This window comes from Telluria sp. Soil_C_11, from assembly GCF_057657395.1.
On record NZ_JBDGIN010000005.1, the window covers coordinates 176,422 to 201,885 of the forward strand.

19 protein-coding genes are annotated in these 25,464 nt (G+C 57.4%); 11 read left to right on the plus strand and 8 right to left on the minus strand.

The features are described 5' to 3' along the window. Window positions 1-50: 50 nt before the first annotated feature. Window positions 51-2,180, plus strand: coding sequence for a TonB-dependent receptor plug domain-containing protein (locus tag AC3A6M_RS11135; RefSeq protein ID WP_487852785.1), 2,130 nt, complete (start codon window positions 51-53; stop codon window positions 2,178-2,180). Between the two features lie 6 nt (window positions 2,181-2,186). On the opposite strand, the gene AC3A6M_RS11140 is transcribed toward AC3A6M_RS11135, so the two are convergent. Beyond that, window positions 2,187-2,918, minus strand: coding sequence for a transcriptional regulator (locus AC3A6M_RS11140; protein ID WP_487852786.1), 732 nt, complete (start codon window positions 2,916-2,918; stop codon window positions 2,187-2,189). A 66-nt stretch (window positions 2,919-2,984) separates the two neighbouring features. Here AC3A6M_RS11140 and AC3A6M_RS11145 point away from each other — a divergent pair, with 66 nt between their 5' ends. Then, complete coding sequence (locus tag AC3A6M_RS11145) at window positions 2,985-4,484, plus strand: amidase (RefSeq protein ID WP_487852787.1); 1,500 nt, start codon at window positions 2,985-2,987, stop codon at window positions 4,482-4,484. Between the two features lie 24 nt (window positions 4,485-4,508). Here AC3A6M_RS11145 and AC3A6M_RS11150 read toward each other — a convergent pair whose 3' ends face one another. Beyond that, complete coding sequence (locus tag AC3A6M_RS11150) at window positions 4,509-4,946, minus strand: hypothetical protein (protein ID WP_487852788.1); 438 nt, start codon at window positions 4,944-4,946, stop codon at window positions 4,509-4,511. Continuing rightward, on the minus strand, window positions 4,943-5,449 hold the full coding sequence (locus tag AC3A6M_RS11155; protein WP_487852789.1) for a lysozyme: 507 nt from the start codon (window positions 5,447-5,449) through the stop codon (window positions 4,943-4,945). Before AC3A6M_RS11155 ends, AC3A6M_RS11150 begins: the two co-directional genes overlap by 4 nt. Before the next feature lie 146 nt (window positions 5,450-5,595). Here AC3A6M_RS11155 and AC3A6M_RS11160 point away from each other — a divergent pair, with 146 nt between their 5' ends. The 9 genes from AC3A6M_RS11160 to AC3A6M_RS11200 all read left to right on the plus strand — a co-directional run bounded on the left by AC3A6M_RS11160 (window position 5,596) and on the right by AC3A6M_RS11200 (window position 20,652). Continuing rightward, on the plus strand, window positions 5,596-7,350 hold the full coding sequence (locus tag AC3A6M_RS11160; RefSeq protein ID WP_487852790.1) for a class I SAM-dependent methyltransferase: 1,755 nt from the start codon (window positions 5,596-5,598) through the stop codon (window positions 7,348-7,350). Window positions 7,351-7,360: 10 nt separating this feature from the next. Beyond that, window positions 7,361-7,888, plus strand: coding sequence for a DUF2726 domain-containing protein (locus AC3A6M_RS11165; RefSeq protein ID WP_487852791.1), 528 nt, complete (start codon window positions 7,361-7,363; stop codon window positions 7,886-7,888). 226 nt (window positions 7,889-8,114) lie between these two features. After that, entirely contained in the window at window positions 8,115-9,359 is a 1,245-nt protein-coding gene (locus AC3A6M_RS11170; protein ID WP_487852792.1) for a tyrosine-type recombinase/integrase, read from the plus strand. Window positions 9,360-9,534: 175 nt separating this feature from the next. Then, window positions 9,535-12,000, plus strand: a complete 2,466-nt coding sequence (gene cas3 / locus AC3A6M_RS11175) for a CRISPR-associated helicase Cas3' (RefSeq protein ID WP_487852906.1) — start codon at window positions 9,535-9,537, stop codon at window positions 11,998-12,000. Window positions 12,001-12,025: 25 nt separating this feature from the next. Next, complete coding sequence (cas5c, locus tag AC3A6M_RS11180; RefSeq protein ID WP_487852793.1) at window positions 12,026-12,739, plus strand: type I-C CRISPR-associated protein Cas5c; 714 nt, start codon at window positions 12,026-12,028, stop codon at window positions 12,737-12,739. Window position 12,740: 1 nt separating this feature from the next. Next, the gene (gene cas8c, locus AC3A6M_RS11185; protein WP_487852794.1) at window positions 12,741-14,651 is read left to right on the plus strand and encodes a type I-C CRISPR-associated protein Cas8c/Csd1; all 1,911 of its coding nucleotides are present in this window, start codon (window positions 12,741-12,743) and stop codon (window positions 14,649-14,651) included. Further along, entirely contained in the window at window positions 14,651-15,526 is an 876-nt protein-coding gene (cas7c, locus tag AC3A6M_RS11190) for a type I-C CRISPR-associated protein Cas7/Csd2 (RefSeq protein ID WP_487852795.1), read from the plus strand. The genes cas8c and cas7c overlap by 1 nt, the downstream gene beginning before the upstream one ends. Before the next feature lie 2,921 nt (window positions 15,527-18,447). After that, complete coding sequence (locus AC3A6M_RS11195; protein ID WP_487852796.1) at window positions 18,448-19,455, plus strand: hypothetical protein; 1,008 nt, start codon at window positions 18,448-18,450, stop codon at window positions 19,453-19,455. Window positions 19,456-19,725: 270 nt separating this feature from the next. Beyond that, window positions 19,726-20,652, plus strand: a complete 927-nt coding sequence (locus AC3A6M_RS11200) for a hypothetical protein (RefSeq protein ID WP_487852797.1) — start codon at window positions 19,726-19,728, stop codon at window positions 20,650-20,652. 3 nt (window positions 20,653-20,655) lie between these two features. Here AC3A6M_RS11200 and AC3A6M_RS11205 read toward each other — a convergent pair whose 3' ends face one another. The 5 genes from AC3A6M_RS11205 to AC3A6M_RS11225 all read right to left on the minus strand — a co-directional run bounded on the left by AC3A6M_RS11205 (window position 20,656) and on the right by AC3A6M_RS11225 (window position 25,373). After that, the gene (locus AC3A6M_RS11205; RefSeq protein ID WP_487852798.1) at window positions 20,656-21,351 is read right to left on the minus strand and encodes a hypothetical protein; all 696 of its coding nucleotides are present in this window, start codon (window positions 21,349-21,351) and stop codon (window positions 20,656-20,658) included. A 367-nt stretch (window positions 21,352-21,718) separates the two neighbouring features. Then, the gene (locus AC3A6M_RS11210; RefSeq protein WP_487852799.1) at window positions 21,719-23,884 is read right to left on the minus strand and encodes a YfjI family protein; all 2,166 of its coding nucleotides are present in this window, start codon (window positions 23,882-23,884) and stop codon (window positions 21,719-21,721) included. Between the two features lie 3 nt (window positions 23,885-23,887). Next, window positions 23,888-24,202, minus strand: a complete 315-nt coding sequence (locus tag AC3A6M_RS11215) for a CHC2 zinc finger domain-containing protein (protein ID WP_487852800.1) — start codon at window positions 24,200-24,202, stop codon at window positions 23,888-23,890. Next, the gene (locus AC3A6M_RS11220) at window positions 24,199-24,420 is read right to left on the minus strand and encodes a helix-turn-helix transcriptional regulator (RefSeq protein ID WP_487852801.1); all 222 of its coding nucleotides are present in this window, start codon (window positions 24,418-24,420) and stop codon (window positions 24,199-24,201) included. Before AC3A6M_RS11220 ends, AC3A6M_RS11215 begins: the two co-directional genes overlap by 4 nt. Before the next feature lie 245 nt (window positions 24,421-24,665). Beyond that, window positions 24,666-25,373, minus strand: a complete 708-nt coding sequence (locus AC3A6M_RS11225) for a hypothetical protein (protein ID WP_487852802.1) — start codon at window positions 25,371-25,373, stop codon at window positions 24,666-24,668. Between the last annotated feature and the right edge of the window lie 91 nt (window positions 25,374-25,464).

Below are 25,464 nucleotides of genomic sequence, written 5' to 3' on the forward strand. Positions count from 1 at the left end.
GCGTACCAGCCGCGCCGCATAGTCTTGGCATCGAGCAAGATAAACATTCCATGACCACGACCCGCACCGCCATCGCCGCAGCCCTGCTGCTCGCCTTCCACGCCAGCGTCTTCGCGCAAACCGGGGCCATGCAAACGGTGACGGTCAGCGCCAGCGCCCTCCAGCAGCGCGCCCAATCGACCACCGCCGCCATCGTCGTCAGCCGCGACGAGATCGCGCGCCAGGGCGATGCGTCGCTGACCGAGGTGCTCAAGCGCCAGCCCGGCATCACCATCGACGGCGCGCCCGGCAAGCCGGCGATCCGCATGCGCGGACTGGGCAGCGGCTATGTGGCCATCCTCCTCAACGGCCTGCCCGCCCCTGCCGGCTTCGCGCTGGAGGAGATCAGCCCCGACCTGGTCGAACGCATCGAGATCCTGCGCGCACCGACCGCCGAAACCGGCGGCCAGGCGGTGGCCGGCGCCATCAACATCGTCCTGCGCAAGGCCGGCAAGAGCGGCGCGCCGCAGCTGGAGGTGAAGGCCGGCGGCGCCGTCGCCGACGGGCGCCTGGCGCCCAGCTTCAACGCCCAGCGCTCGGGCCGCACGGGCGCACTGGCCTACACGCTGGTGGCCACCCTCACGCGCCGGGCGGAAACCCATGCCGGCGTGGCGACCGAGGAGAGCCGCGCGCGTCCCCTGCTGCGCAGCACGGCCTGGGAAGACCGCCAGCGCGATGACCGGCTGGAACTGTCGCCGCGCCTGGACTGGCAGGCGAGCAGCCGCGACACGCTGTCCTCGCAGAGCTACGTGCGCTGGAAACGCATCGACAACACCAAGTCCGAGCGCGAAGACACGCGCATCGGCGCGCCGAGCAGCTTCCCGCACGGCAGCAGCAGCTACCGCGCCAACTCGCCGCCGCAGGGCTATGCCGACCTGTCCTGGACCCGCAAGCTGGACCAGGGCGCGCGCTTTTCCGCCAAGCTGTCCGTCTATGCGAAGTCGCTCGACGCCGACTTCCTCTACCGCGGCATGGACCCTGCCGCCACCCTGCTCGAGACCCACCACGTCGGTTCCGGCCAGTCCGAGCGCGGCCTGAGCCTCAACGGCAGCTATCGGCAGCCGATCTTCAAGACGCACGCGCTGGCCGTCGGCTGGGAACTCGGCCGCACGCGGCGCGGCGAATTCCGGCGCGAGCACCAGTTCGATGCGGGCGGCGCGCCGCTGCTGTCCTCCGATGAGGCTTACCGGGCCACGGTCCGCCGCACCGCCTTCTGGATCCAGGACGAGTGGGACCTGAACGAGGCCTGGTCGGCATACCTGGGCCTGCGCCGCGAAGACCTGCACACGAGCGGCGAAGGCAATGCGCATGCCCCGGTCGACGTCGACTCGGGCGTCTGGAGCCCGATCTTCAAGACCCTGTTCAAGCCCGCCGGACAGGAGGACGCCGGCAAGCGCGACCAGTTCCGCTTCGCCGTCAGCCGGACCTACAAGGCGCCGCAGATCTTCCAGCTCATGCCGCGCCGCTACACGGTGGACAACAACAACAGCGCCACCAACCCCGACCAGCAGGGCAACCCGAACCTGCGGCCGGAACTGGCGCTCGGCGCCGACCTGGCGTGGGAACACTATGTGGGCAAGGACGACATGCTCAGCGTCAGCGCCTTCGCCAAGCGCATCCGCGACATCACCCTGGACCGCGTGTTCCAGCAGGGCGGCGTCTGGATCGTCACCCCGGACAACGTCGGCTCCGCCACCGTGCGCGGGCTGGAGTTCGAGGCCAGGACCAAACGCGGTGCGCTGGCCGGCCGCCTGAACCTGGCCCGCAACTGGTCGCGCCTGGAAGCGGTGGCGGGACCGGACAACCGCATCGCCGGCCAGCCTTACTGGAGCGGGAATATCAGCCTCGACTACGCGGCAAGCGGCCAGCCGGTCGAGCTGGGAGGTACCTACAGCCATCGCAGCGGCTATGCGTCGCGCCAGAGTCCGCTGCTGGCCGACTACGGCGGCAGCAAGCGCCAGCTCGACCTGTACGCGGTGTGGAAGCGCTCGTCCAAGTCCAGGCTGCGCTTGTCGGTGTCCGACCTGCTGCACCGGGACTACCTCACCCGCAGCGTCTACGCCGGCGACGAAGACCTGACGAGCAATTACGTGCACCGCACCCGCGCGGTGTGGCGGGCGATGTGGGAGCAGAGCCTGTAGGAGCGCTTAACGTCGTAGAGCGGTAAAGGCCGCCGGCTCCCATTCGCGCAGGGCCAGCAGCAGGCCGCTGCCGCGGCGCTTGGGCAGCGGCGAAGCCAGGCTTTCCTGGTGCAGCTCGGCGAAGCGGGCGCGCAACTGGCGCAGCTCGGCCTGCATGCGCGCCAGCGCGCTCTCCGTCAGCATGCCGTGGGTGAAGGCTAGCGACTGTTCTGGCTTGTCGAAGCCGCAGTCGAGGAAATCGTTCAAACCCTCGGTGCGGAAGTACTGGCGGATCGGCCCATTGGGCAGCCAGTCGAAATCGCGCGCCACGTTCAGGCGGATCCGATTCCCGGGCATCAGGGCGATCAGGTGCAGGCGGTCCAGGTGCAGCAGCTTCTGGAGGCACTCCGCTTCGGTCAGTTTGTAGACGGCCAGGATGTCCTGCAACGTCCAGTGGTTCAATGCGCACACGGCCACCAGCAGCAGGCGCGTGTCCGACACCAGCTCCTTTTCCTGCGCCGCGCTCAGGGTGCTGAGCCGGCTTGCGGTGACCGCCGCCTCCTGGGCCAGTTCGGCCAAAGTGAAACCGAGCAGATTGCTGATCTCGACCAGGCGATCGACGCCCAGGGTATCGGAGGTCAGCAGGCGCTTGACGCTGGCCTCCGACAGCTGCAGCGACGCGGCGACGTCGCGGTAGGTCTTGCCCTGCAGCTTGAGCTGGCGCTTGATCGTGGTGAGGAGTTGGGAAACTTCGGACATTGCGGTCGGGTTTCTTCTATGACAATATATGGTGTCAGATTACACCATAACAACATAGGGATGCCAATGCAGCTTGCCGACTACCTTGCCAGCGACGCCACCGCCCTCGCCCACTCTGTCGCGCGCGGCGACGTACGCCCGGCCGAACTGCTGGACCTGGCGCTGGGCCAGCATCGGCGCGTGCATGGCAGCGTGAACGCGATCGTGCGGCTGATGGAGGACGAGGCGCGTGCGCAGCTTTTGTCCGGTGCGGCCGTCGGGCCATTCGGCGGCGTGCCTTTCCTGATCAAGGATGGCGTGCAGGATTATGCCGGCATCCCGACCAGCTACGGCAGCCGTTCGATGGCGGGCGTCGTCCCTTCTCGCCATGCCCACGTGGTCGAGCGCTACCTGAAGGCCGGCCTGGTCATTTTCGGCAAGACCAACCTGCCCGAATTCGCGATCCGCGCCGTGACCGACCCCGAGCTGTTCGGCCGCACGAACAATCCCTGGGACCTGACGCGCACGCCGGGCGGCTCGAGCGGCGGCGCGGCGGCGGCGGTCGCGGCGGGCATCGTGCCGATGGCGGCCGGGAACGACGGCGGCGGCTCGCTGCGCATCCCGGCGGCCTGCTGCGGCCTGTTCTCCCTGCGCCCGTCGCGGGGCCGCGTGTCGTCCGGGCCGGGTATCGGCGAGGTCTGGTTCGGGGCATCGAGCGAAGGCGTCATCTCGCGCAGCGTGCGCGATTCGGCCCTGGCGCTGGATGTGCTGCAGGGTGCGGAGCCCGGGGATCCGTTCGTGATCGCGCCGCCCGCCGAGCCGTATGCCGAGGCGATGCGGCGGGAGCCGGGGCGCTTGCGGATCGGGTTCACTACTGTTTCACCGATCGGGACCGAGGTGCATCCGGAGGCGGTTCGTGCGGTTGAGCGTTCTGCGCGCTTGCTCGAGTCGCTCGGTCATCATGTCGAGGAAGCGGCGCCGCAGATCGATGGTGCCGCGCTGGCGCAGAGCTATCTGCACATGTACTTCGGGCAGATCCCGGCTGCGGTGTCTCGCGCTAAATCGCTTGGGGCGCGCGAACGTGACCTGGAGCTGATGAACCGGATTCTCGTTACCCTCGGGTCGAGCGTGTCGGCGGTGGAGTTGACGACGCAGCTGAATCGCTGGAACGAGTTTTCGCGTGCGCTTGCCGCCTTCCATGCGCAGTATGACTTGCTGCTGACGCCGACCCTGGCTGCGCCGCCGATCACGCATGGCACCGGCGATCCTTCGGGCTTGGAAAAGGGCTTGCTGGGCTTCCTGCACGGGACCGGGGTGCTGGGCGTGCTGGCGCGGCTTGGGCTGCTCGATTCGACGGTGCAGAAGATCGCTACCGATAATCTGCGCTATGTGCCGTTTACCCAGCTGTCGAATCTGACCGGGACGCCGTCGATGAGCGTGCCGCTGTATTGGACGCCGGATGGGTTGCCGCTGGGGGTGCAGTTTGTGGGGCCGTTTGGGAGTGAGGATAGGCTGCTGCAATTGGCGCGGCAGTTGGAGGAGGCGCAGCCTTGGTTCGAACGCTTGCCGGGGTTGGCGCGGGGGTGATGAGCCGCCGCGCCGCGCTCTGATTTAGTGAGATCGTGAAGGTTTCATTCTGGCGGCCTCGAAAAACACCCCCTTCTCCGCCACCATCAGCTTGCCGTTCTTCAGTGGATACAGGGTATTGCAACCGGTATCGATGACCGTCACCGGATCGGGAAGCGGAATATCCTTTACCGCCGTATTCCATTCCCGCTCGAAGTGGCCGACTGTATCTTCGACGGTTTCTTCATAACTCGTGTCGGTGCAGGGCTGGCCGTTGAAAATGAAGCGCTTTGCTTTGACCGTGAAAGTTTTGCCGATCAATTGCCGGGCTTCACTGTCCGACATGCTGCTGACTGCGCCGCCTCCGATGATGGCGCGGATTTTCCAGGTACCATAGAGATCGGCGAGCGGATCTTTCGCGTATGCCAGTGAAGAGATGGCAAACAGCATGGCCAGACATAGGTAACCGAAAAGCGTTTTCATTTCGCAGCCCTCCTCGTTTCGTTCTCGCCGCCTTCCCGAAATGGCGCGCTCTCCTGCTTGCGCCGGGCGACCAGACCGCTCATCAGGACAAGTACTTTCTTGCCTTGCTTCTTTTGAGTGGAATAGACCATCCGGGATATCAGGTCGGCGGCTTCCTTCATTTTTCCGGCATTGACCAGCTTGTAGACGTCACGCGATCCGTGAGCGCCGGCGTTATAGGTCAGGCTCACGAGCGCATCGAACTGCTGCTGGCTCAGCGTTACCTTGACGCGCCGTTCGACCGCCTGCTCGGCCTCTCTCAAGTGGCCTTCGAACGAGGTTTTCACCATGTCGTCGGTTACTTTGGTTTTCAGTTCTTCGGGTGTGCACGGCCCTTTATGCACCAAGGTTCCGAAACCGTAGCTGCAATGGCCGACACCTGGACGACCACCGTCGTCGTAGAACTTCATGACCAGCTTTTCGCGCTGATGCAGATTGGCGCGGCCTTCGGTACTCATGCGCATGCCTTACCTCCAATGTGAGAGCAAATTGGCAGTGTTGGGCCAGCGCTGGGAACTCATGTTGGAAAAGATCAAGTGTAGATGTTGAACAGTTCCAGATTACAATATTCAATAGTCTGTAGCTCAACAGCAATACACCAACGGTCGATATGTCTATCCCTCATTACGAACAGCACGCCAAGCGATTGGTCACCCAGTACGAGTCGCTGTCCTTCCAGGATGTTCACGCGGGGCTGTTGGACATGCTTCCCGCACCTGGCGGAACGGTACTCGATGTCGGTGCTGGTTCGGGCCGTGATGCGGCCTGGTTCGCTGCGAATGGATACGATGTGGTTGCCGTCGAGCCATCCGACGCCATGCTCGCTCATGCTCGGGAACTCCACCCGTCAAGCCGGATACATTGGCTGTCCGACAGCTTGCCGGACCTCGCGAACGTTCGACGCCTTGGCCTGAGCTTTGATCTCATCCACTTGTCTGCCGTCTGGATGCACGTTCCGCCGGCAGCGCGCCAGCGCTCCTTGAGACAGCTGGTAACACTGCTGGCGCCAAAAGGCCGCATTGCGATCAGCCTCCGGCTTGGGCCGCCCGACACCGAGCGCGCCATGTATGAAGTGTCCTTGCCGGAACTGTCGAGCCTTGCCACACAATTCGGCCTGCGTGTGGTTCACACGACCGACAGCGACGATAAGCTTGGCCGGAGCGAGGTGTCGTGGACGAACGTCGTGCTGGGGCTTCCCGACGACGGTCTTGGTGCTCTACCCTTGCTGCGGCATCTGATCCTGGTTGACGAGAAGTCGTCGACTTACAAGATCGCGCTCCTCCGCGTACTGGCCCGGATCGCCGATACCGCAGCGGGATTGGCCCGTTATGAACCGGACTCCGTGGTCGTGCCACTCGGTCTCGTATCGCTCTTCTGGATGCGCATGTACAAGCCGCTGATCGAAAACGCGCTGCCGCAAATGCCTGTATCACGCTTTGGACTCGGCCCTGGTTTCGTCACAGACAACTTCCTTGCGCTGAGGCCTATCACTGCCGTCGAGTTGCGGGTCGGCTCCATGTTCAGCGGGCAGACTGCAAAGCATCTGCATCGTAGCCTTTCGGAGATTTCGCAGGTGATACGCAACATGCCTGCAACTTACCTGCGTTGGCCATCCAGCGACAACCCCATCTTCGAGGTCACGCGACGCAGAATGGTCTCCACGCCCACCCAGATCCAGATCGATGAAGCCTTTCTATGGAGTCTCGGTGACTTCCGCATACCGCTCGACATCTGGCAGGCGCTGACCCACTACAACGTATGGATCGAGCCCGTATTGGTGTCGGAATGGGTCAGGCTGATCGAATTGTATGGCGCCGACGGAAGACCCGACGTCCGTACTCTGGCGCACTCACTACTGACCTGGGTGGACCCCGCGCGAGACACGAGTTTCGCCAGGGCGGCGGTCGATCGTATTCGAACTGCCGGCAAACCGGTGTACTGCGTATGGTCGGGCGCTCGCCTGCGGGACGAGTACGACGTGGACCACTGCTTCCCCTTTGCCGCATGGCCCTGCGGAGACGCATGGAACCTGATGCCGGCCGCACGGCAGATCAATATCCAGAAGTCGAATCGTCTGGTCACCCAGGCTGCGCTGGAGCGCGCCAGCTCCACCATCAGCGACTGGTGGAGCGACGCCTTCCTAAACCAGAGCGAGGGTATGCGCCGGCAGTTCTTCCTCGAAGCTTCACAGACCCTGCCTATTCTCGTAACCAATCCGGAGCCCGCGGACGTCCTTGATGCGATGAAGGTGCATCGCATCAGGCTGAGCAAGGATCAGGGCCTGCGGCCTTGGGAGCCATCCAACGCCAGCATCCGCAATCGAACCGAGGCTGGCAGCTCCCTGCCCCAGCCGAGTATTAATTGAACTCACTGACATGAAAATCTCTCTTTTCCTCATACTCGTCGTACTGGCAGCATGCTTCATCGTAGCGCTGTTGAAGAATACGAAAGGCAAAGGCCGAACCGGGACGTACAAGCAGCGCAAGTTTATGACCGATAACGAGGCGGAGTTTTTCGGCAGGCTCGTCGTTGCGCTTCCCGAGCACTACATTTTTCCTCAAGTTGCCATGTCGGCCTTGCTCGACGCGGCGAGCGGCGACAAGAAGATCGCGCATAGCGACAGACTGCGGATTGCCCAGCAGCGGGTGGATTACGTTGTTTGCACCAGGAGCTGCGAGGTTGTCGCCGTCGTCGAACTGGACGACAAAACGCATTCGCGCGCCAAGGATCAACTGCGGGATGCTCGGCTGCAGCAGGCGGGAATTCGGACGATCAGGTTTCAGTCACGCGACAAACCTAAAGTCGACGCAATCCGGGCGCTGGTCCTCGAGCCTACGATACCTGAGGCGAGAAACAGTCGGACTGAGCCGTCGCTTGCTCCTGTAAAGGCATCGGCTTTATGAGAAGACGAAAAAAGCCCCAGCTCGTGGGGCTCTTGTTCAGTATGCTTGGCGGAAGCGGTGTCTTCCCAACAGGTCGGATCATGTCGTCTTACTTTGTGTTGTCCAAGCCCGGCTTCTCTCTATGAAGAGAGCCAGCACTTTGTCCTTGCTGGATTAACGTGAGTCACGTAGGATTACCGAATCGCACAAAAAATTTGTAACCTTTTCGTAGCCTTCCAAACAAGCCATGACGAAGCCAGCTTTAACAGCACTTCAGATTAAAAAACTTTCAAAGCCGGGAACCTATGCGGTAGGTAAGCCCCCAGGCTTGGTACTGCGCGTGCGCGAGGGTAGTTCAGCCCAGCCGGACGATGGCATCTTGAAGCAGTGGGCACTACGGTACATGCTCGACGGTAAGGCAAGGATGATGGGGCTCGGCAGTTATCCGGACGTATCTCTGGAAGATGCTCGCCGGCGTGCACAGGAAATCCGGACCCAGAAGATCAAGCTGCTCGGGATCGACCCACTCGCCGAAAAGGCAGCGCGCAAGGAACAAGCACGACACCTCGAACGAAAGAATGCTCGTCGCAAGACATTCGACCTATGCGCCGCCGAGTACATTGCGACGCACGGTGTCTCTTGGAAGAATGCCAAACACCGAGCGCAATGGGAAAACACGTTACGCACCTATGCATCACCGGTCTTCGGCGACTTACCGATTGATTTGGTAACGAAGGCGCACGTCCTCGACGTACTGAGGCCGATCTGGCAAACCAAGAACGAGACCGCGATGCGGGTTCGCGGGCGCATCGAGTCGATCTTCCACTGGGCACAGGCGCAGGGAATGATGCAGGGCGACAATCCAGCGACCTGGGCTGGGAATCTCAAGGAACTACTCCCGGCCATATCGCGGAAACGCCGCATTCGGCATCACCCAGCACTGCCCTATTCCGAGGTCGCTGGATTCTACGCGGACCTTGCGGTTCAAGATGGCTCTGCAGCAAAAGCCCTGCAGTTCTTGATCTTGACAGCCAGCAGGACGGGCGAAGTCATTGGCGCTACTTGGGACGAAATCGATCTGAACAGCAGCCAATGGACGATCCCTGCGGGTCGAATGAAAGCCGGGAAAGAACATCGCGTACCGCTATCAGCCCCCGCTGTCGAATTGCTGCGAAGCCTGAACCACCGAGACGGCCCACTCTTTCGATCGCCTAGGGGTAAGGCACTATCGGGCATGGCCATGCTCGCCCTGCTAAAACGAATGGGCCGATCGGACCTGACCACGCACGGATTCCGATCAACCTTCCGAGACTGGGCTGGCGAGTGCACGCATCATTTCCGTGAGGTCATAGAGCACGCTTTAGCCCACGGTTTGAAGGATCAAACCGAAGCGGCCTACGCGCGTGGCACCCTAATGTTAAAAAGACGAGATTTGATGTGCGACTGGAGCAATTTCTGTTGTGAATGGCCTGCAAAAACGCCTTCTGAATAGCCAGCGGACAACCTTTTCATTCAAACATTCTTTCGAACTTCTGTATCGCGTCCTTACTCGACCGAACGGATACAAAATACTTCATTAGAACTAGAAGCCGTGCTAAGCTTGATCACACGAATTAACTTTTCGACAATTTTTACCTTTTGCAATAATGAACCCATCGCTCAGCTTGGTGAAGTTCATCGCGCATCGCCGCCAGACTGATGGCGAAGTCCATTCATTGCAAGAGCATCTCAGGGCAGTAGGGCTGCTGTCAGCTCGAAATGCCTCGAAAATCCACTTTGGTGAAAAAAAAGACGAGAAATCGGTAAGCCTTGCTGCAGCAGGCGAACTGATTGGCCTGCTGCACGACTTTGGTAAGTACAGCAAGGCTTTTCAAGACTACCTCGGCTCGGCCGTCGGTCTCATAGACCAGGATGCGGATAATTTCGTCGAGGCCAAGCACTTGCACGGTCAAATCGACCACTCTACGGCCGGCGCGCAACTCATCTGGCAGACCCTATCGAACCGGGGCACTATGAGCACGTTGTGCGCACAAATCTTGGCTCTGTGCGTAGCCTCCCATCACTCTGGCCTGATCGACTGCATTGCCCCAGATGGAAAAGACGTTTTTACGCGCCGCATGAGCAAAGCGGAGGTGGATACGCACCTGCATGAGTGTTTATGCCATGTCGATGCCTCTGTCATGGCCCGGGTTGCAGAACTGTTTGAGGACGCAGAACTAGTCAATAGCCTGCAGGCGGCACTGCATAACATCATGCGCCAGGAGCAACAAGACGGCGCTAGCAAGCCCATACTTCATTTCAAGATGGGAATGTTGTTGCGCTTCTTGTTCAGTTGCCTCATCGACGCTGATCGGATCGATACTGCCGACTTCGAATTTCCTCCTGCACAGCATACTAGGTACTTGGGGCAATACGCCGAATGGCCTGAACTGATTAGACGACTGGAGAGTCATCTCGACAGTTTGACGGGGACCAGCCCAATCGATCAGCTTCGTCGTGATGTTGCGAGACATTGCCGTGAGGCCGCTGAGCGAAAACAAGGGTTTTTCACGTTAACGGTGCCGACAGGTGGTGGAAAAACACTTGCCAGTCTGAGATTCGGGTTGCAGCATGCAAACAAACACGGTCTCGACCGAGTAATTTTCGTAATCCCCTTTACGTCGATCATTGACCAGAACGCAGACGTCGCGCGGCGTGTACTGGAACCTGCTCACGAAAGTATTAAGGCAGGAAGCGTAGTGCTGGAGCATCACTCCAATCTCACGCCAGAAAAGCAGACCTGGCGCGCGAAGGTGTTGTCGGAAAACTGGGACGCCCCGGTCGTCTACACTACGAGCGTCCAGTTACTAGAAGCGCTATTTGGAGCTGGCACCCGCGACGCCAGGCGCATGCATCAGCTGGCCAATGCGGTCATTGTCTTTGATGAGGTCCAGACGTTGCCGGTGCGCTGCGTCCATCTGTTCAACAATGCAATGAATTTCTTGGTCGAGCAATGCGGTAGCAGTGTGGTGTTCTGCACGGCCACTCAGCCCCTTCTCAACGTGGTCGATTCGAAAAAGGGCGCAGCGAGATTTTCATCGCGTGACGAAATCATTCCGAATGTTAGCGAGCTATTCGATGCGCTCAAACGCACCGATCTCTTACCACATTACAGACCAGGTGGCTGGGCCGACGACGAGGTCGCAGAACTCGCTGCTGCGGAGGTCAAAGAGAGTGGTAGCTGCCTTGCCATCGTCAACACCCGCAAGGCGGCGCTCTCGCTGTATCTGACGTGCAAGCAGACAGCCGAGTATCCGGTTTATCACCTGAGCACATCGATGTGTCCGGCCCATCGACGCCAAATCTTGGCCGAGATCCGCCTCCGACTGGATCAAGGAGCGGCGATGCTTTGCATCAGCACTCAGTTAATCGAAGCTGGTGTGGACGTTGACTTCGGCTCGGTAATCCGACATGTCGCCGGCCTTGATTCAATCGCCCAGGCCGCGGGCCGATGCAACCGCAATGGATGTCGCCCCACCGGTCGAGTACATGTGATCAATCCGGCGCAAGAGCAGATCGAGAAACTCACAGATATCCGCGTCGGCCGGGATGTTACCTTACGGCTCTTGGCAGAGTTCGAGGAAAACCCAGCGGAGTTCGGTGGTGATTTACTCACCCCTGTCGCCATGGAAACGTACTTCAGCCATTATTTCTTCCAGCGTACCGGCGAGATGGCGTATGCAGTACCGCCGGAGGATGCCTTACGCGATGACACGCTGTTGAACTTACTTGCAGAAAATTTACTTGCAGTAGGTGCCTATGGCGATAACCAAGGCACGTCGCCGCCACTAGTGCTGCGACAAGCGTTCATGACGGCCGCGAACGCATTCCGCGCTATGGATGCACCGACTCAGGGGGTAATCGTGCCCTATGGGGACGAAGGCAATGAACTCATAAGCAATCTGCGCGACAACGGCGATACCACAAGCCGACTTGTATTTCTGCGATGCGCGCAACAGTTCTCGATCAATTTATTTCCGCACGAATTTGCTAGGCTTTCGCGCGACGGTGCGATTGAAGAAATTGTCGACGGCACAGGTATTTTCTCCTTGCGTCCAGAATATTACAGCATGGAGTTTGGCCTGACGGCGTAACCTGCCATTTCAATGGAGGGGAAATATGCTTGAACCGAAGAATTCCTGCATTGAATTTCGAACTTGGAGCCGGTATGCGCTATTCACCGATCCCGTCAGTCGTGTCGGCGGCGAGAAATGCTCCTATCACATCCCGACATATGAAGCGCTCAAAGGCATCACCAAGTCCATCTATTGGAAGCCTACGCTAGTGTGGGTCATCGACGAGGTCCGGGTGATGAAGCGTATCCGCACCCAGACCAAGGGAATGAAACCGCTGAAGATCCGCGGCGGCAATTCATTGTCGATCTACACTTTCCTCGCCGATGTCGAGTACCAGGTACGCGCCCACTTTGAGTGGAACACTGTGCGAGCTGAACTGGCTCAAGACCGGATCGAGGCCAAGCATGCAGCAATTGTACGGCGCATGCTCGAACGCGGCGGCCGCCAAGACATCTTCCTCGGGACACGCGACTGCCAGGGCTACGTAGAACCTTGCGAGTTCGGTACCGGAGCGGGCGCATACGACGATGCCGGCGAACTCGGGTTTGGCCTTATGTTCCACGGCTTCGACTACCCGGATGAAAGCGGCCGCAACGAGTTACGGAGCCGGTTCTGGATGCCCAAGATGGAAAACGGCGTGATCCGGTTCGCACGACCCAGCGAATGCAAGGTCACAAAATTTGTTCGCGAAATGCAGCCGAAGAATTTTCATCTGTCGCGCAACCAGCTACGCATTACCGAAGAGAGCGAGGACTAAGATGGCGTGGCTCCAACAACTGATCAATACCTACGATGCCTGCGATGGGGCCGAGCAATTCGCTGCAGCCCCACTGCCACCGATTAGCCATACCCCACAGCAAGCACACATCGAAATCACCGTCGATCAGCACGGTGTGTTTCGACGGGCCCAAGTCATTCAAAAGGAGGAGACGCTGGTGCCTGCGACCGAGAAATCGGCAGCCCGTACAGGCACTGATCCTCCGCCCCATCCACTGTGCGACAAGATTCAGTATGTCGCCGGCGACTATCCCGAATTCGGCGGATTGAAGCCATCATTCTATGCTCAATACCGTGCGCAGCTCGAAGACTGGTGTGCATCACCGTTCACGCATCCAAAGGTCAAGGCTGTTCTCACTTACGTGCTGCAGGGAAGCGTTATCGCCGATTTGGTGCGCTCGAAGATACTGCATCTCGACTCGACCGGTCGGTTGCTCACGAAATGGGATGACGCTGGCCAGAGGCCTGAGATTTTCCAGGTCATCCAGGGTACGAGCGGCAAATTTGACCAGGGCAGTGCCTTCGTGCGTTGGAACGTCGAGATCCCTGGAGACTTACAGCCGGCTGTGTGGAAAGACGCTCAACTGCAGCAAGCATGGATCCAGTTTAACGCCTCGCGAATGAGCCGAACGGGGCTATGCATGGCCACTGGCGACATGAATGTCCCACTGGCCTCCAGTCATCCCAAACGGTTGCGCCATCCTGGGGATGGTGCCAAGCTGATCAGCTCGAACGATGCTACCGGGTTTACTTTCCGTGGCCGATTTACTGACACCACCGGGGACCAGGCCTGCAGCGTTGGCTATATTGCATCGCAAAAGGCGCACCTCGCGCTGCGCTGGTTGATTGAACGTCAAGCGTTCCGAAACGGTGACCAGGTAGTTGTATCTTGGGCGGTTAAGGGAGAACCGATCCCCGATCCGCTGGCGGACACCTTCGCTTTGCTTGGCGGGGCCTCCGAGCAGGGACAAGCCACTTACCAAGGCGACGTAGGTCAGGCTTATGCACTAGCACTGAGAAAAAAACTAGCCGGGTATCGCGCAGTGCTCGTCCCAGCGGCGAATGTGGTGATCATGGCAATGGACGCAGCAACAGACGGTCGCATGGCTATCACATATTACCGTGAGTTCGAAGCTACCGAATTTCTGGACCGCATCGAAAAATGGCATGAGCATTTTGCCTGGCTGCACAACTTCGGCAAAGACCGCAAGTTTGTCGGTGCCCCGGCGCCCCGCGATATCGTTGAGGCGGCATATGGTCTGAAGGCAGACGAACGTTTGCGCCGGGCATGCATCAATCGTTTGCTACCGTGCATTGCCGATGGCCAGCTGATACCCCGCGACCTTGTGGACTCGACTTGCCGGCGCGCAGCACAGCGTCATTCGCTAAAAAATTGGGAATGGGAAAAGACGTTGGGCATCGCCTGCGCACTCTTCCGAGGATATCGTCATCAACTCAACGAAGGAAACTATCCCATGGCGCTGGAACGTGAACGTAAAACCCGTGACTATCTATTTGGCCGGTTGCTCGCTATTGCGGACCACTTGGAGCAGCGAGCCCTCTTCTACGCGAAAGAGTCGCGCGACACACACGCGGCCAAATCGATGCAACGCTTCGCCATGCATCCGAGCTCGACCTGGCGCCAGATCGAACTTGCGCTCGGTCCGTCAAAATCGCGCTTCAAGGGAGGCCGCCGAGGCTACTTACACCTGCTCGAACAAGAGATCGATGAGGTTATGGCCCAGTTTGAGGCCAACGATTTCACCGATGACCGAAAGCTCGGCAACGAATTTCTGCTTGCCTATCATTGCCAACGAACCGTGCTGATGGCGCGCAAAGTTTCCGTAAACACCACGGAGGAAGACCAACAACCTGAACTGGAGGAAATCTGATGGCTACCTCGACTACCCTGCAACACAAGATCGACTTCGCACTGGTTCTGCGCGTGACAAACGCCAACCCCAACGGCGATCCTCTCAACGGTAACCGACCTCGCATCAATTTCGATAGCGTCGGCGAGATTACCGATGTGTGCCTCAAGCGCAAGCTACGTGACCGCCTGCAAGAAAGCGGGCACAAGATCTTCGTCCAGGCCGACGACCGCCGAAACGACAAATATCGCAGCCTTTTAGAGCGCGCCAAAGGGACATTAAAGGATGCTCTGGGTGGTCCGCAAACCGCCGCGCTGGCGTGCAAGGAATGGTTTGACGTCCGCTCCTTTGGTCAGCTCTTCGCCATCAAGACTGGGAAGAAGACTAAAAGGGCTGCTGATGAGGCACGCGAAGCTGGCGGTGACGGAGATGATACCGGGGTGTCGATTGGAATCCGCGGCCCGGTAACGATCCAGTCGGCCTTCAGCGTGGAACCCGTCGAGGTAACAAGCAACCAGATCACAAAGAGTGTTAATGGCCAGGGTGATGGTAGCAAGCGCACATCCGATACCATGGGCATGAAGCACCGCATTGACCGAGGTATCTATGTCTGTTTCGGCAGCATGAACCCACAACTGGCCGAGCGCACCGGTTTTAGCGATCAAGATGCGGAAGCGATTAAGGCGGTATTGCCCAGACTGTTCGAGAACGATGCGTCGTCAGGCCGACCAGAAGGTAGCATGGAAGTGATGAACGTCGTGTGGTGGAAGCATCCCAGCAAGGCCGGAGTATGTTCTTCTGCCAAAGTGCACCGCTCGCTGAGCGTTTCGGCTGACGGTACCGTGTTGGTTTCGAAAACTGACGGCCTGTCAGAGGAAATTATTCCTGGGTTTTGACGAAATCATAGCTAACGCGCTTATCACCTGAGCGCGAGCCCGCATCGGCGGCGAGCACCCGAAGGATTCGCGGAGTGCAAATACCAATTATATTGAATCTGATTTTTTGCATGCGGACTGATTCCCGCTTTCGTCGGCTTCGCCCAAATCGGTTCGCGGGAAGTATAAAATTTTCTTTCGCCGCAATATGTTGCGAATGTAAAGTGTCACTCGGACTTCGGGTCGGGTGTGGATTGAAACGATTGCATGCGTCGCGGCGCGCGCCTAGCGTGTGTGTCAATCGGCCTTCGGGTCCGGCGTAGATTGAAATATCTTCGACCGTAACCGCAACTGCGAGGTGGCAACCGTGCCGTCCTTTCTTCAGGTCTTCAGGTCGATGTGGATTGAAACGACGAGCACAAGGTCATGCTGGGCTTCGACACGATGTGCGTCGCCCGACCTTAGGTCGGGTGTGGATTGAAACATCGGTACCCCCTAGGCGTACAACTTCCTATACGAGGTGTCGCCCGGCCTTCCCGTCGGGTGTAGATTGAAACTTTCGCACGTTGGCGCATGCGGCCGAGCGCTCGGGCGCCGCGTGGCCTTCGGACCGGGCGTGGATTGAAACGACGTATGGACGCAAAAAGCCGATGGCACCCCGCAGGTGTCGCCCAGCCTTGGAGCAGGCGTGGATTGAAACTGCGAGGCATTCTGACTGTGCTTTTCAGGACAGGCTGTCGCTCGGCCTTCAAGTCGAGCTTGGATTGCAACAAGATCGAAGACGGCAAGGCTGTTGCCTACGAAGGCGTCGACCGACCTCCATCTCAGGCCTTCGGGTCGGCGTGGATTGAAACTTGGCCGTGAAAGGGTAAGTGAGGTACTCTTCGAAGAGTCGCCTGGCCTTCAGGTCGGGCGTGGATTGAAAAATGTATTTCGGCGGTGGTCGAGGCATGAACGAGGATAACGCCCGGCCTTCGGGTCGGCGCAGATTGAAACATGTTGCGCAGGCAATTGTCCGTGCGCTCATATTTGTATCTCTCAACTTGCAGGTTGAGCGTGGATTGAAACTACCTTACGGATAACGACCTGATGCAGGCGATAAAGGCATCGCCCGACCTTCGGGTTGGGCGTGGATTGAAATTACGTGCCAATACACTTCATGAACGACTACATCAATTTGTATCGCCCGGCCGCAGGTTGGGTGTGAATTGAAACGTCCGTGCGACGCGAGTCAAGATCAAGACCGTCGGTGTCGCCCGGCCTTCGGGCCGGGTGTAGATTGAAACTGCATGCGCTTTGCGGCCACCTGTAAGCACTTGTGCGTGTCGTCCAGCCTATAGGTTGGGCGCGGATTGAAAAATTGCGACACCTGCGGAGCTAAAGTCAACCGCAAGTGTCGCACGGCCTAGTGTCGAGCGTGGATTGAAACGTGACCGTGATGAATCTGTGGGCACGCTAGATCAGTGCCGGCAAGCCTTAGGGTTAAGTGTGGATTGAAACATTGGCACGCCCAAGACGTACAACTTCCTTTATCGTGTCGTCCGATCTTCGATCGGGCGTGGATTGAAACCAATACACGTTCGCAAATGAGTTTATGCGGCGGAAGTGTCGCCTGGCCTTCGGGTCGGGTGTGGATTGAAGCAGGAGTATGCCGCGGAACGGCACAATCGTATGTATGCATCGCCCGGTCTTAGGTCGGGTATGGATTAAAACGATAGTGTCCGCGATGTCTGCGTGTCGGCGTCCGTGTGTGTCGCCCGGCTTCAAGTCGGGTGTGGATTGAAACAACATCGGCATTCAATCGGAAGCGTAAGCGATGGCGTCTGTCGCCCGGCCTCAGGTCGGGTGTGGATTGAAACGTGGAGACCTGGGTGGATCCGGTGCTGCGGCAGATGTGTCACCCGACCTCAGAGTCGGGTGTGGATTTAAACTTGCTTTTGACCGGAACTGGACGTTAGAACATAAATATCCCGCCCGGCCTCAGGGTCGCGCATGGATTGAAATAACCTGCTGCAGGGCAAGCCTTTTATGGGTGACGTACCGTCCAGCCCCTGCGTTGGGCCTGGATTAAAACATGAACGTGCTGCGTCGTGCGAAGATGGTCCAGGTGTCGTTCGGCCTTCGGGTTAGCCGCGGCTTGAAGCCAAACACTGAAGGAATCAGCACGTATGGTCGGCCGTTTCGTATGATCTTCGAGTGGGGTGGATTGAAACATGTTCAGCAGGTCCGATATGCCCGATACCTCGCATGTCGTCCAGCCACCGTAGGAATTGGCGCTCCCCATATCTAGTGCGGCCGCGGTACCAGTTCTAAAAGCTCGGTGGCCGACTTTCCCCGACTTTCACATCTTCCTTGCCAGTCGAAGTCAATTGTCGCCAGCGCTGTCGCTAGTAGCCGAAGCACTTCGCTATCAACGCTGATCAGAACCGGTACTTTACGGTCAGTAGTCGACTTCTTTAAACTGTCAAAGGGGCTGCTATGGGTCAGCCCCGGTCATTAATGACGCTTCATGAAATCTTTTTCTCGACAAGATGCTATGCTGGCTTGAGCGACTGGGAACGGCCGGGCGCGGTCGTTAGCTGGTCGGGCTTTTCATCGGCGAACACACTGGAAAACGCGTTATGGGTGATGCAGAAATCGTAGTTAAGTGGCATAGCAAGATCATTGAAACCTGTGAGGAGAAACTTGGGCGGCCTCTCTCTTCCAAGGAACGGCAATCCATTACGCACCACAACGGCTTTCTAACACTCAAAATGATTGAGGACACGGTAAGTCACGCGAAGCCAAGTAGACCAACGTCTGCAATGGGTTGATAGCGAAGGTTCAGAACGGCTCAGTGTACGCGGGCGTTACCTCCAGAGCAACACTAGGGTTTTATTAGGCACTCTAGCCTTCATTATGAAGATTTAGCTAAAAAATAAATTAAGATTGCGAGAAGACTCATGGCTTGCTTTGGATTTTTTATTCCTTATTCTGCACGGGCATGGTGTGGGGGCGCTCCACAGGGAGCCCACTTCGGTGGCGATCCGGGAAATGCGGAGCTATTTGATATTACGTCTTTAGCTGAGACTGTCTTCGAAGAATCCTTCGAATCGGGGCTGACGGTCCGAGTATCTTGTGATGGTCTAGTCTTATTAAAATTTGTAGGCGTTACAGGGTATGCGGAAGAGGCAATTCCACCCAATATGCCCAATCCGACATCGGATGACTATGCTGCCGAAGCAGTAAAGCACCGGGCGCCTTATGTCGAGGCTATGAACGCTTTTATTGCCTGCTTGGGAGGGGCGCTGCATGCTCGCGGACTAGCCTTGAATCTCGGCCATATGACAATGAATCGTGTTCAGGAAGCAAACAACGATTTTTCCCTCGGCACGACAAGGTCATGGGCAACTGCTAGGCATATTACGGCAAGGCAGTTGGACTCCTCGACATTCCCTCCTTATATGAGAAATGAGAATCTCCGATCTCATGTAATTTCGGTCGAAGTTTTGAAAAATGCTGCAGAGAACTTAAATGCATTAGTCAAAGATTCAAATGCTGACGCGCTCAAACTTGCTGCTATGTTTACTTTGGCAGTTTCTTCACATGAGGATGGGGATTATTCGAGAAGCTTAATTACCTCTTGGGCGGTTATCGAAAATATGCTGAGTATCTTATGGAAAAAACTAATGGATAAAAATGACCCGCAGATTACTGGGGAGAGAAAGAGGAAGTGGAGCGGAAATTCCTTCACCGCGGCCATAAAAACCGAAATGTTAGCGGTTACGAAAATGCTGACCCAAGACGAATATAAGCGAATAGAGGCAGCAAGGCGGGCGCGGAACAACTGGATGCATGAACTAAGCGACATTAAATTCAAGGCTGCAATTGATTCGGCTTATGTAACTTCACTCTTATTCGAAAGAATATTTAATATACCATTGGTGAAGCGTTTTCCAGCTTGGCTTTAGATGATACTAACAGCGCCTAACAATACCTGTTATTGTTGCCAAGGACATAAGGGCATGCACTGAGCCGTTCCGGACATCTCCAATCGGCAGAATCGGTCGTTTCAATTCATTAGGCAAAAAATATGCGATATACGATTTTTTGCCAGAGCGCATTCAAATTTTTCACATCGGCGACTTTGGGTACAGTGCCCCAACAATGCATTCAAGCCAACGCCTCCGGCGCGGCTAAAGTTTGAAGTTTGGCTACTCGAAATCACAGCTACTCAATTCATGCGCAAGAATCCGACACCTGCCGAAGACGCGAGCATTGCCGCGTTAGTGAAAGCATTTCAAAATGACGGACATGCCGCCAACCGAGTCCCGCGTACTGTTGAGGACAAGCCCGATGCGCTTCTAGAAGTTGGTGGCGTTCGCATTGCATGCGAATGCATTCAAATTCCGCCTGAGTACATCTATAAGTCCAATCACACTTTGTATCAGCCGAGCGCATGGGAGGGCAAAGAGATACTCTCTTTCATGTGGCCTAATGAACCCCATCAATGGGTTGCAGAGGCAGTTAGTAAAAAGGCGCGCCTTTGGCCGAGCTATCGCGCCTCCACAGGTGCACAGTTGCCATGGTTACTATTGCATTCCCCATTCGAACCCAGACAATTCTTCCTTGACGGGTCGAAGGAATGGATTCTCTCGGCCCTCCGACATGGCGCCAAGATGGTGGAACACCCTTTTGAGCAGATATTTTTGTGGACACCACAGATTGGAATTCAAACTGTATTTGTGGCTGGCAGAGATAAGGAAACCCACTCAGAACTCGGGATTGCGTTCTCCGAAGGATACCCGACACTCTGCGTAAATCGCTTCACTTTACCCTTCTCAACGTTAAGCATTGAAAGCAGCATCCCTGATCGAAGATCCATTGTCGCCCGAACGTCAAAACAGGTAATTGTGCGGCCACGCGACAAAGAGTATTCCCTCCATGCTCCAGCCAAGCGGAACGTTGTGTACGTCTGCGAGGTGAGCACTTGGGCAACGCGAGCCGAAGTTTTAACGACTGTGCACTTCGAAGACGAAGATGACCCGGTTCCACTTGGAGTTCAGAAAGCGGATAACCTGCTTCCCAATACAACGTATTACGGGCACTACCTCCACGAATTTCTGTCTCCAAAGTCATTGAAGACTTGGCATGTCATTCTAAAATAGCGATCAAGACAGGCTGCGGCTACGTGTTTGATGTTCTGCCGCAACAAAGTCAATAAACTTTCCTGCGTGGCCAACAACCTTGTTGTCTGTCCGATTCACCCTAACGGTGTATACGTCTAAGCGGAAATGTTGGACTCCAGCCGGTATGAGCTTTTCCTGAGACTCAACTTCACGAACAGCTTCTTCAGCAACATGTGACCCGAACTTTTCTTGCATTGCAATTTCAATGTTGGAAATTACCGAGTACACGGCCTCCGCAAATTCCAGAGCTTCTGTTTCGCGGATTATCTTTCCACGATGTACAACCTTATTGCGTGTCTCGGTAATAACTGAATCAAGCTTAAAAGAGCGATGATTATCGCAAAGATACAAAAAGCAAAACGCGCCGTACTGTCGTTCAGATTGGGCCGATATAGTTTTCCAAGCCGAAGTTACGAGATCCTGCTCGATCCCTTTTGCCCGGCATGAAACTCGGATATAAAACTCGTACATTCTCTCTAAAGCTGAGGACATTACTGCTACGACTTCGTTTGTATAGCCGTCCAGGAAAGCACTCGCCGCTGATCGAACTAGAACTTCGTACCTGCGAGCGTTATACACAACCATGCCGTGATGGCCTTTGCCGCAATCTACGTGAATGCTTCCGTTGTCGTCCAACTCGCCTTCGATAGGCCGAAATTCTGGCTGTTTTCTGCTCATGGACTGTTCTGACATACATACTGGACACGCAGCGACCGTTCGCATGAGAACTCCCTTCTTTGATTGACTACGAGAATCATCGGTGAGAAAACATAACCTACAGCCAACATCTTATCGCGCAGTAGCGCTGTCAGGTGAGTTCAGATGATGAGTAATCAAGAATTCGCCATCTGCAGCGACACCGGTGTACCCCCGGGACTTTGTATAAGCGTGAAATAAAGTAAGAGCGACACGGACGTTGCTGGCTTCCCCGAGCAAGCGAACGTCCGGAATTTTTACTGGAAGGGTTCAAACGGTACTGCCAATACTGACGAAATTAAATTTCGGCAGTATTGGCAGTACGTGAAACGCGGCTGGTCACGCTGACTCATCCATCTGTTCGCGTGTTCGTCACCTGGGGATTGATTAGATATCGTGCTGTGTTTCGACCGACACCTGCCTGAACAGCGCTCTGATCGACGCGCAGCCATCCATCATCCTCCAGCCAGTCCAACGCTGCATCCACAGCATCAGCAGTCGTCAGGAAGCGCCATTGGTTGCGCCGCACGTCCCGTGCGGTGAATCCATCTTTCAGCTTTCCCTGCCGCAGTTTGTCAGCCAGTGCCTTCGCCGCACGCAACCCATCATCAGCCAGCAGGCCGTAGCACCGGCGTGCGTGTATCTCAAGATACTTGCACCATCCGATTGCACGCATGACCGCGTCCGTCCCAACCGGACCTCGCTGGCCCGAAGCTGCGCAGGTCACCAAGTGAAAGAGTAACGCCAGCGCCGGCAGCAGCTTGTCGAATTTCGCCAAGTGCTGGGCAACCAGAGGCTGATCCTCATACGGCAGGATTTCGCGGTGCAGGCCTGTCGACCACTTGATAAACAAATCTTGGGCTTCTTCGTCAAAGCGGAAATACGGGATCTTCGCGTTCTCGTCTGCCGGCTGCGCGCCCCATTCATCCGGCGTGAACTCGGCCAGTTTGTCGAAGACGTCCATGACCATCTGCCTCGCCCCCTTATCGTGCTCTTGGTCGCGCCATTCCCACGGCATGTGGTCGGGATATACCAGCATTTGGAATCGCTGGAACATGCCGTCGTTCGCCAATGCGCCTGCAGCCTGCTCCAGGAGTCCCGTCAGCTTGTCCGGCTGGATGCCCCCGAAAACAGACAGGCACAGGTTCGGGATGAAAATCGAGCCACGGCCGATACGATCGGTGTCGAAGCTGGCAGTTCCGTTCCACGCTTCCAGGTAAAAACTCCGGTCCCCTTCGCGGCCTTGGTGCTCCCAGGATGCTAGCAACCCGACCAGTTCGTCCCTGAAAACCAGCATGCCGGCTGGGTTGTCCCGTAGCAATTCACCCAGCTTTTCCACTGTCGAGTCATTCGACTTGTATCGCCGCATTATTGGCGGCCGTGGGGAGGCGTGCTGGTGACGTTGGAATTCTTGAGCGAGGCTGTCCAGGTCGCCGTTCTTTTTCGCCGCCGACTTCATTTGGGTTTCAATGGCGTCGCTCTTTGCCTTGAACACCATTTCCGCCGCCGAGAAATCGCGCTTTTCGCCTTCATAGGTTTCACGCGCACGGGCAATCAACCGTTCGAGTGGTCTAAGGGCAGTGGCAACTGCCGGCGATTTTTTGGCAGACGGGGAACCAACAATCCCTCCCCACAGGTTTGGAACAACCAGCCAGGAGTCGTGCGCCTTCGGTTTGATGGCACAACGTGCGCCAACGACGGCCCCCAGCGCAACAAGTGCGGCTACCGCAACGAAGTCCGGGGGGCACGGCATCCGGTGCGCCTCGTCCATGACCCAGCGTCGCAAAGCCTCGGGCAACAGGCTCGCGTCGAACGGCAGGACAGGCAGCAATGGGGCTTCGATCGGCCTTGGCATGGACCATTCCGCCCCCCGTGCCGTGACACTCGTCCCGTACGAGGTTTTCACGCCGAGGTAGTCGCCCGCGTCGATGGTCGGCAGTGCGGCCACGTCGACCGCAGTAGCGAGCGGATTGAGCTCGTACCAATCCACCACGTCACCGCCGGGAGGCAGCGCGAGGGTCGCCACGTCCACGATACGCACCGTGCAGCCCATCGACAGCAGCACCGTCGCCACATCCTCGGCATACCTGCGGCCTGCTGGATCATTGTCGGGCCAGATCGTAACAGTCTGACCGTGCAAAGTGCCCCAATCGGCACCAGCAGCGGAATTTGCGCCGCCACTGGTGGTCGAAACAATCCTCATCTTGGTCAGCACATCGACGCACAGTTCCCCTTCGCAGATCCATACCGTTTCGCCGGGGCTGTTCATCAGGACATCAAGGCGGTATAGCGGTTTCCCGCCCGGATGCGAGGGTTCACCCAGGACGTATCCCGATTCGGCCCGCCACATGGGGCGGATCCACTTTTCGCCGGTCGTCCGGTTTTTCAAGCGGATTACGGCATGCGACATTTGACCGCCCTGATCGGTGTACTTATGCAGCGCCTGCGGCGAAAATCCCATGTCGAGGGCGCGAGCAGACAGGCGACGGGCAGCGGCTACGAGAGTTTCGTCCATCTATTACGCTCCCCAGGCACCCAGGTCCACTGCGGCCTCGACGAAAGTCATGCCGTATCTGAGGCGATGGAAGTCGAGAACATCACCGCCATGCGCGCCGCAGGCCATGCAGCGAAAGGCTCCCGTTTCGACCCGGACGCGAAGACTGGGCTTGGTATCGTTGTGGAACGGGCAGATAGCGGAGCGCCATGCACCGCGATCGACGAACTTGAGGCCCTCGGCCGTGTAATAACTGGTCGGCGTGGGCAGACGATCGCGCTGGAAGCGCAGTTCGGGACGACGTGGCACACGACGTCCGATCGAGATAGGAGTCTTCACTCGCCCTCCTTTGCCCGGCTGGCGATGAAAGCGTCGATGTCTGCTGCGTCCCATACCGTTACGGATTTGCCGAGCTTGAACGGCTTTGGGAAACGGCCCTCGCGAACCCAGCGCCAGATCGTAGCGGGGCTCACTGCGAGCAGGCCCTTGCGAGCCGGTTTGGTTGATGTGGCCGGCACACTGGCCAGATCATGGATCCTGACGACTTTACGCGACATTCCGCACTCCTCGAAAATGTGCCGTAGCACGACGAAGACATGCTGCCGCGTTAGCGCAATTCTGTTTAGGCGCGGAAGGGTGCGGAAGGGTGCGGAAGGGTGCGACCCATTTGGTGAAAGGGTCGCACCCTTGTCTCGACAAAAGTTACTTGCTCCCCTTTGCCGATTTTTCGGCTTCTCGTCGGCCTGCGTACAGCCCGGCAGCCGTGTCGCCGGCAGATTTCATCCAGTCGCTCTGGTTCCAATCAGCGGCGCCCGCTTGGAATACCTTCGGGACGAAGTATTGTGGCCATCGCCTCCGCGATTCGCTTGGTGACACCCTCAGCAACGAGCCATGCGATAACCTGCTCGTTAGTGACTGCGGTGCTTGGATCTTCCGGGTCATACAGTGCCCAGAACTTCCGGCTCGCGGCGACCAGCTTCCGAAGCAAGCGCGTCTGGTGTCTTCCGAACGCAATTTCAGCACTCAAGTCCGTTTTAGGAGTCTCGACGGCCGCTTGGGTGCTTTGCACGTCCCGATCGGTGCTACCGCCCTGGAAATCGAAGGCACTCTTCAGTCCGATGTTAGCTATCCAGCTTGCGAAAGTATGCGAGGAAAAGCGTTGGTTGTGGAAGGATGACTCATCCTCATCATTCAACCAATCCTTGATTTTGTCGCTACCCTTTTCCAATGCATAGAGCAACGCTTCCAGCTTGAGGCTTCGCAATGGCGCGAAGCCTGCGTCGGGAGCATAGTCCGGGCACCAGGCTGGCAGATCCTCATTGTCGGGTACGCCCCATACTTCCCATATGACCTGACCTAGCGTGATTGCGTATGCTTTTTCCATCCTGCGCATGAGGAGCAGGACTCGCGAATCCTCGGGGTTGTTAACTGGGTCTAACCCGACAGTTAGACAAGCTGCCTCGAACGGGGTGAAATCGTCCGCATACGACCACTTCGACAAATCCTGCATGCTTCTCCATTACCTACATAACGTCGAACAGAACAAGACAAGGAACTTTGGTTTGCGACCTTTTTGTTACCTTAGGCGCAGAGATAAGTGA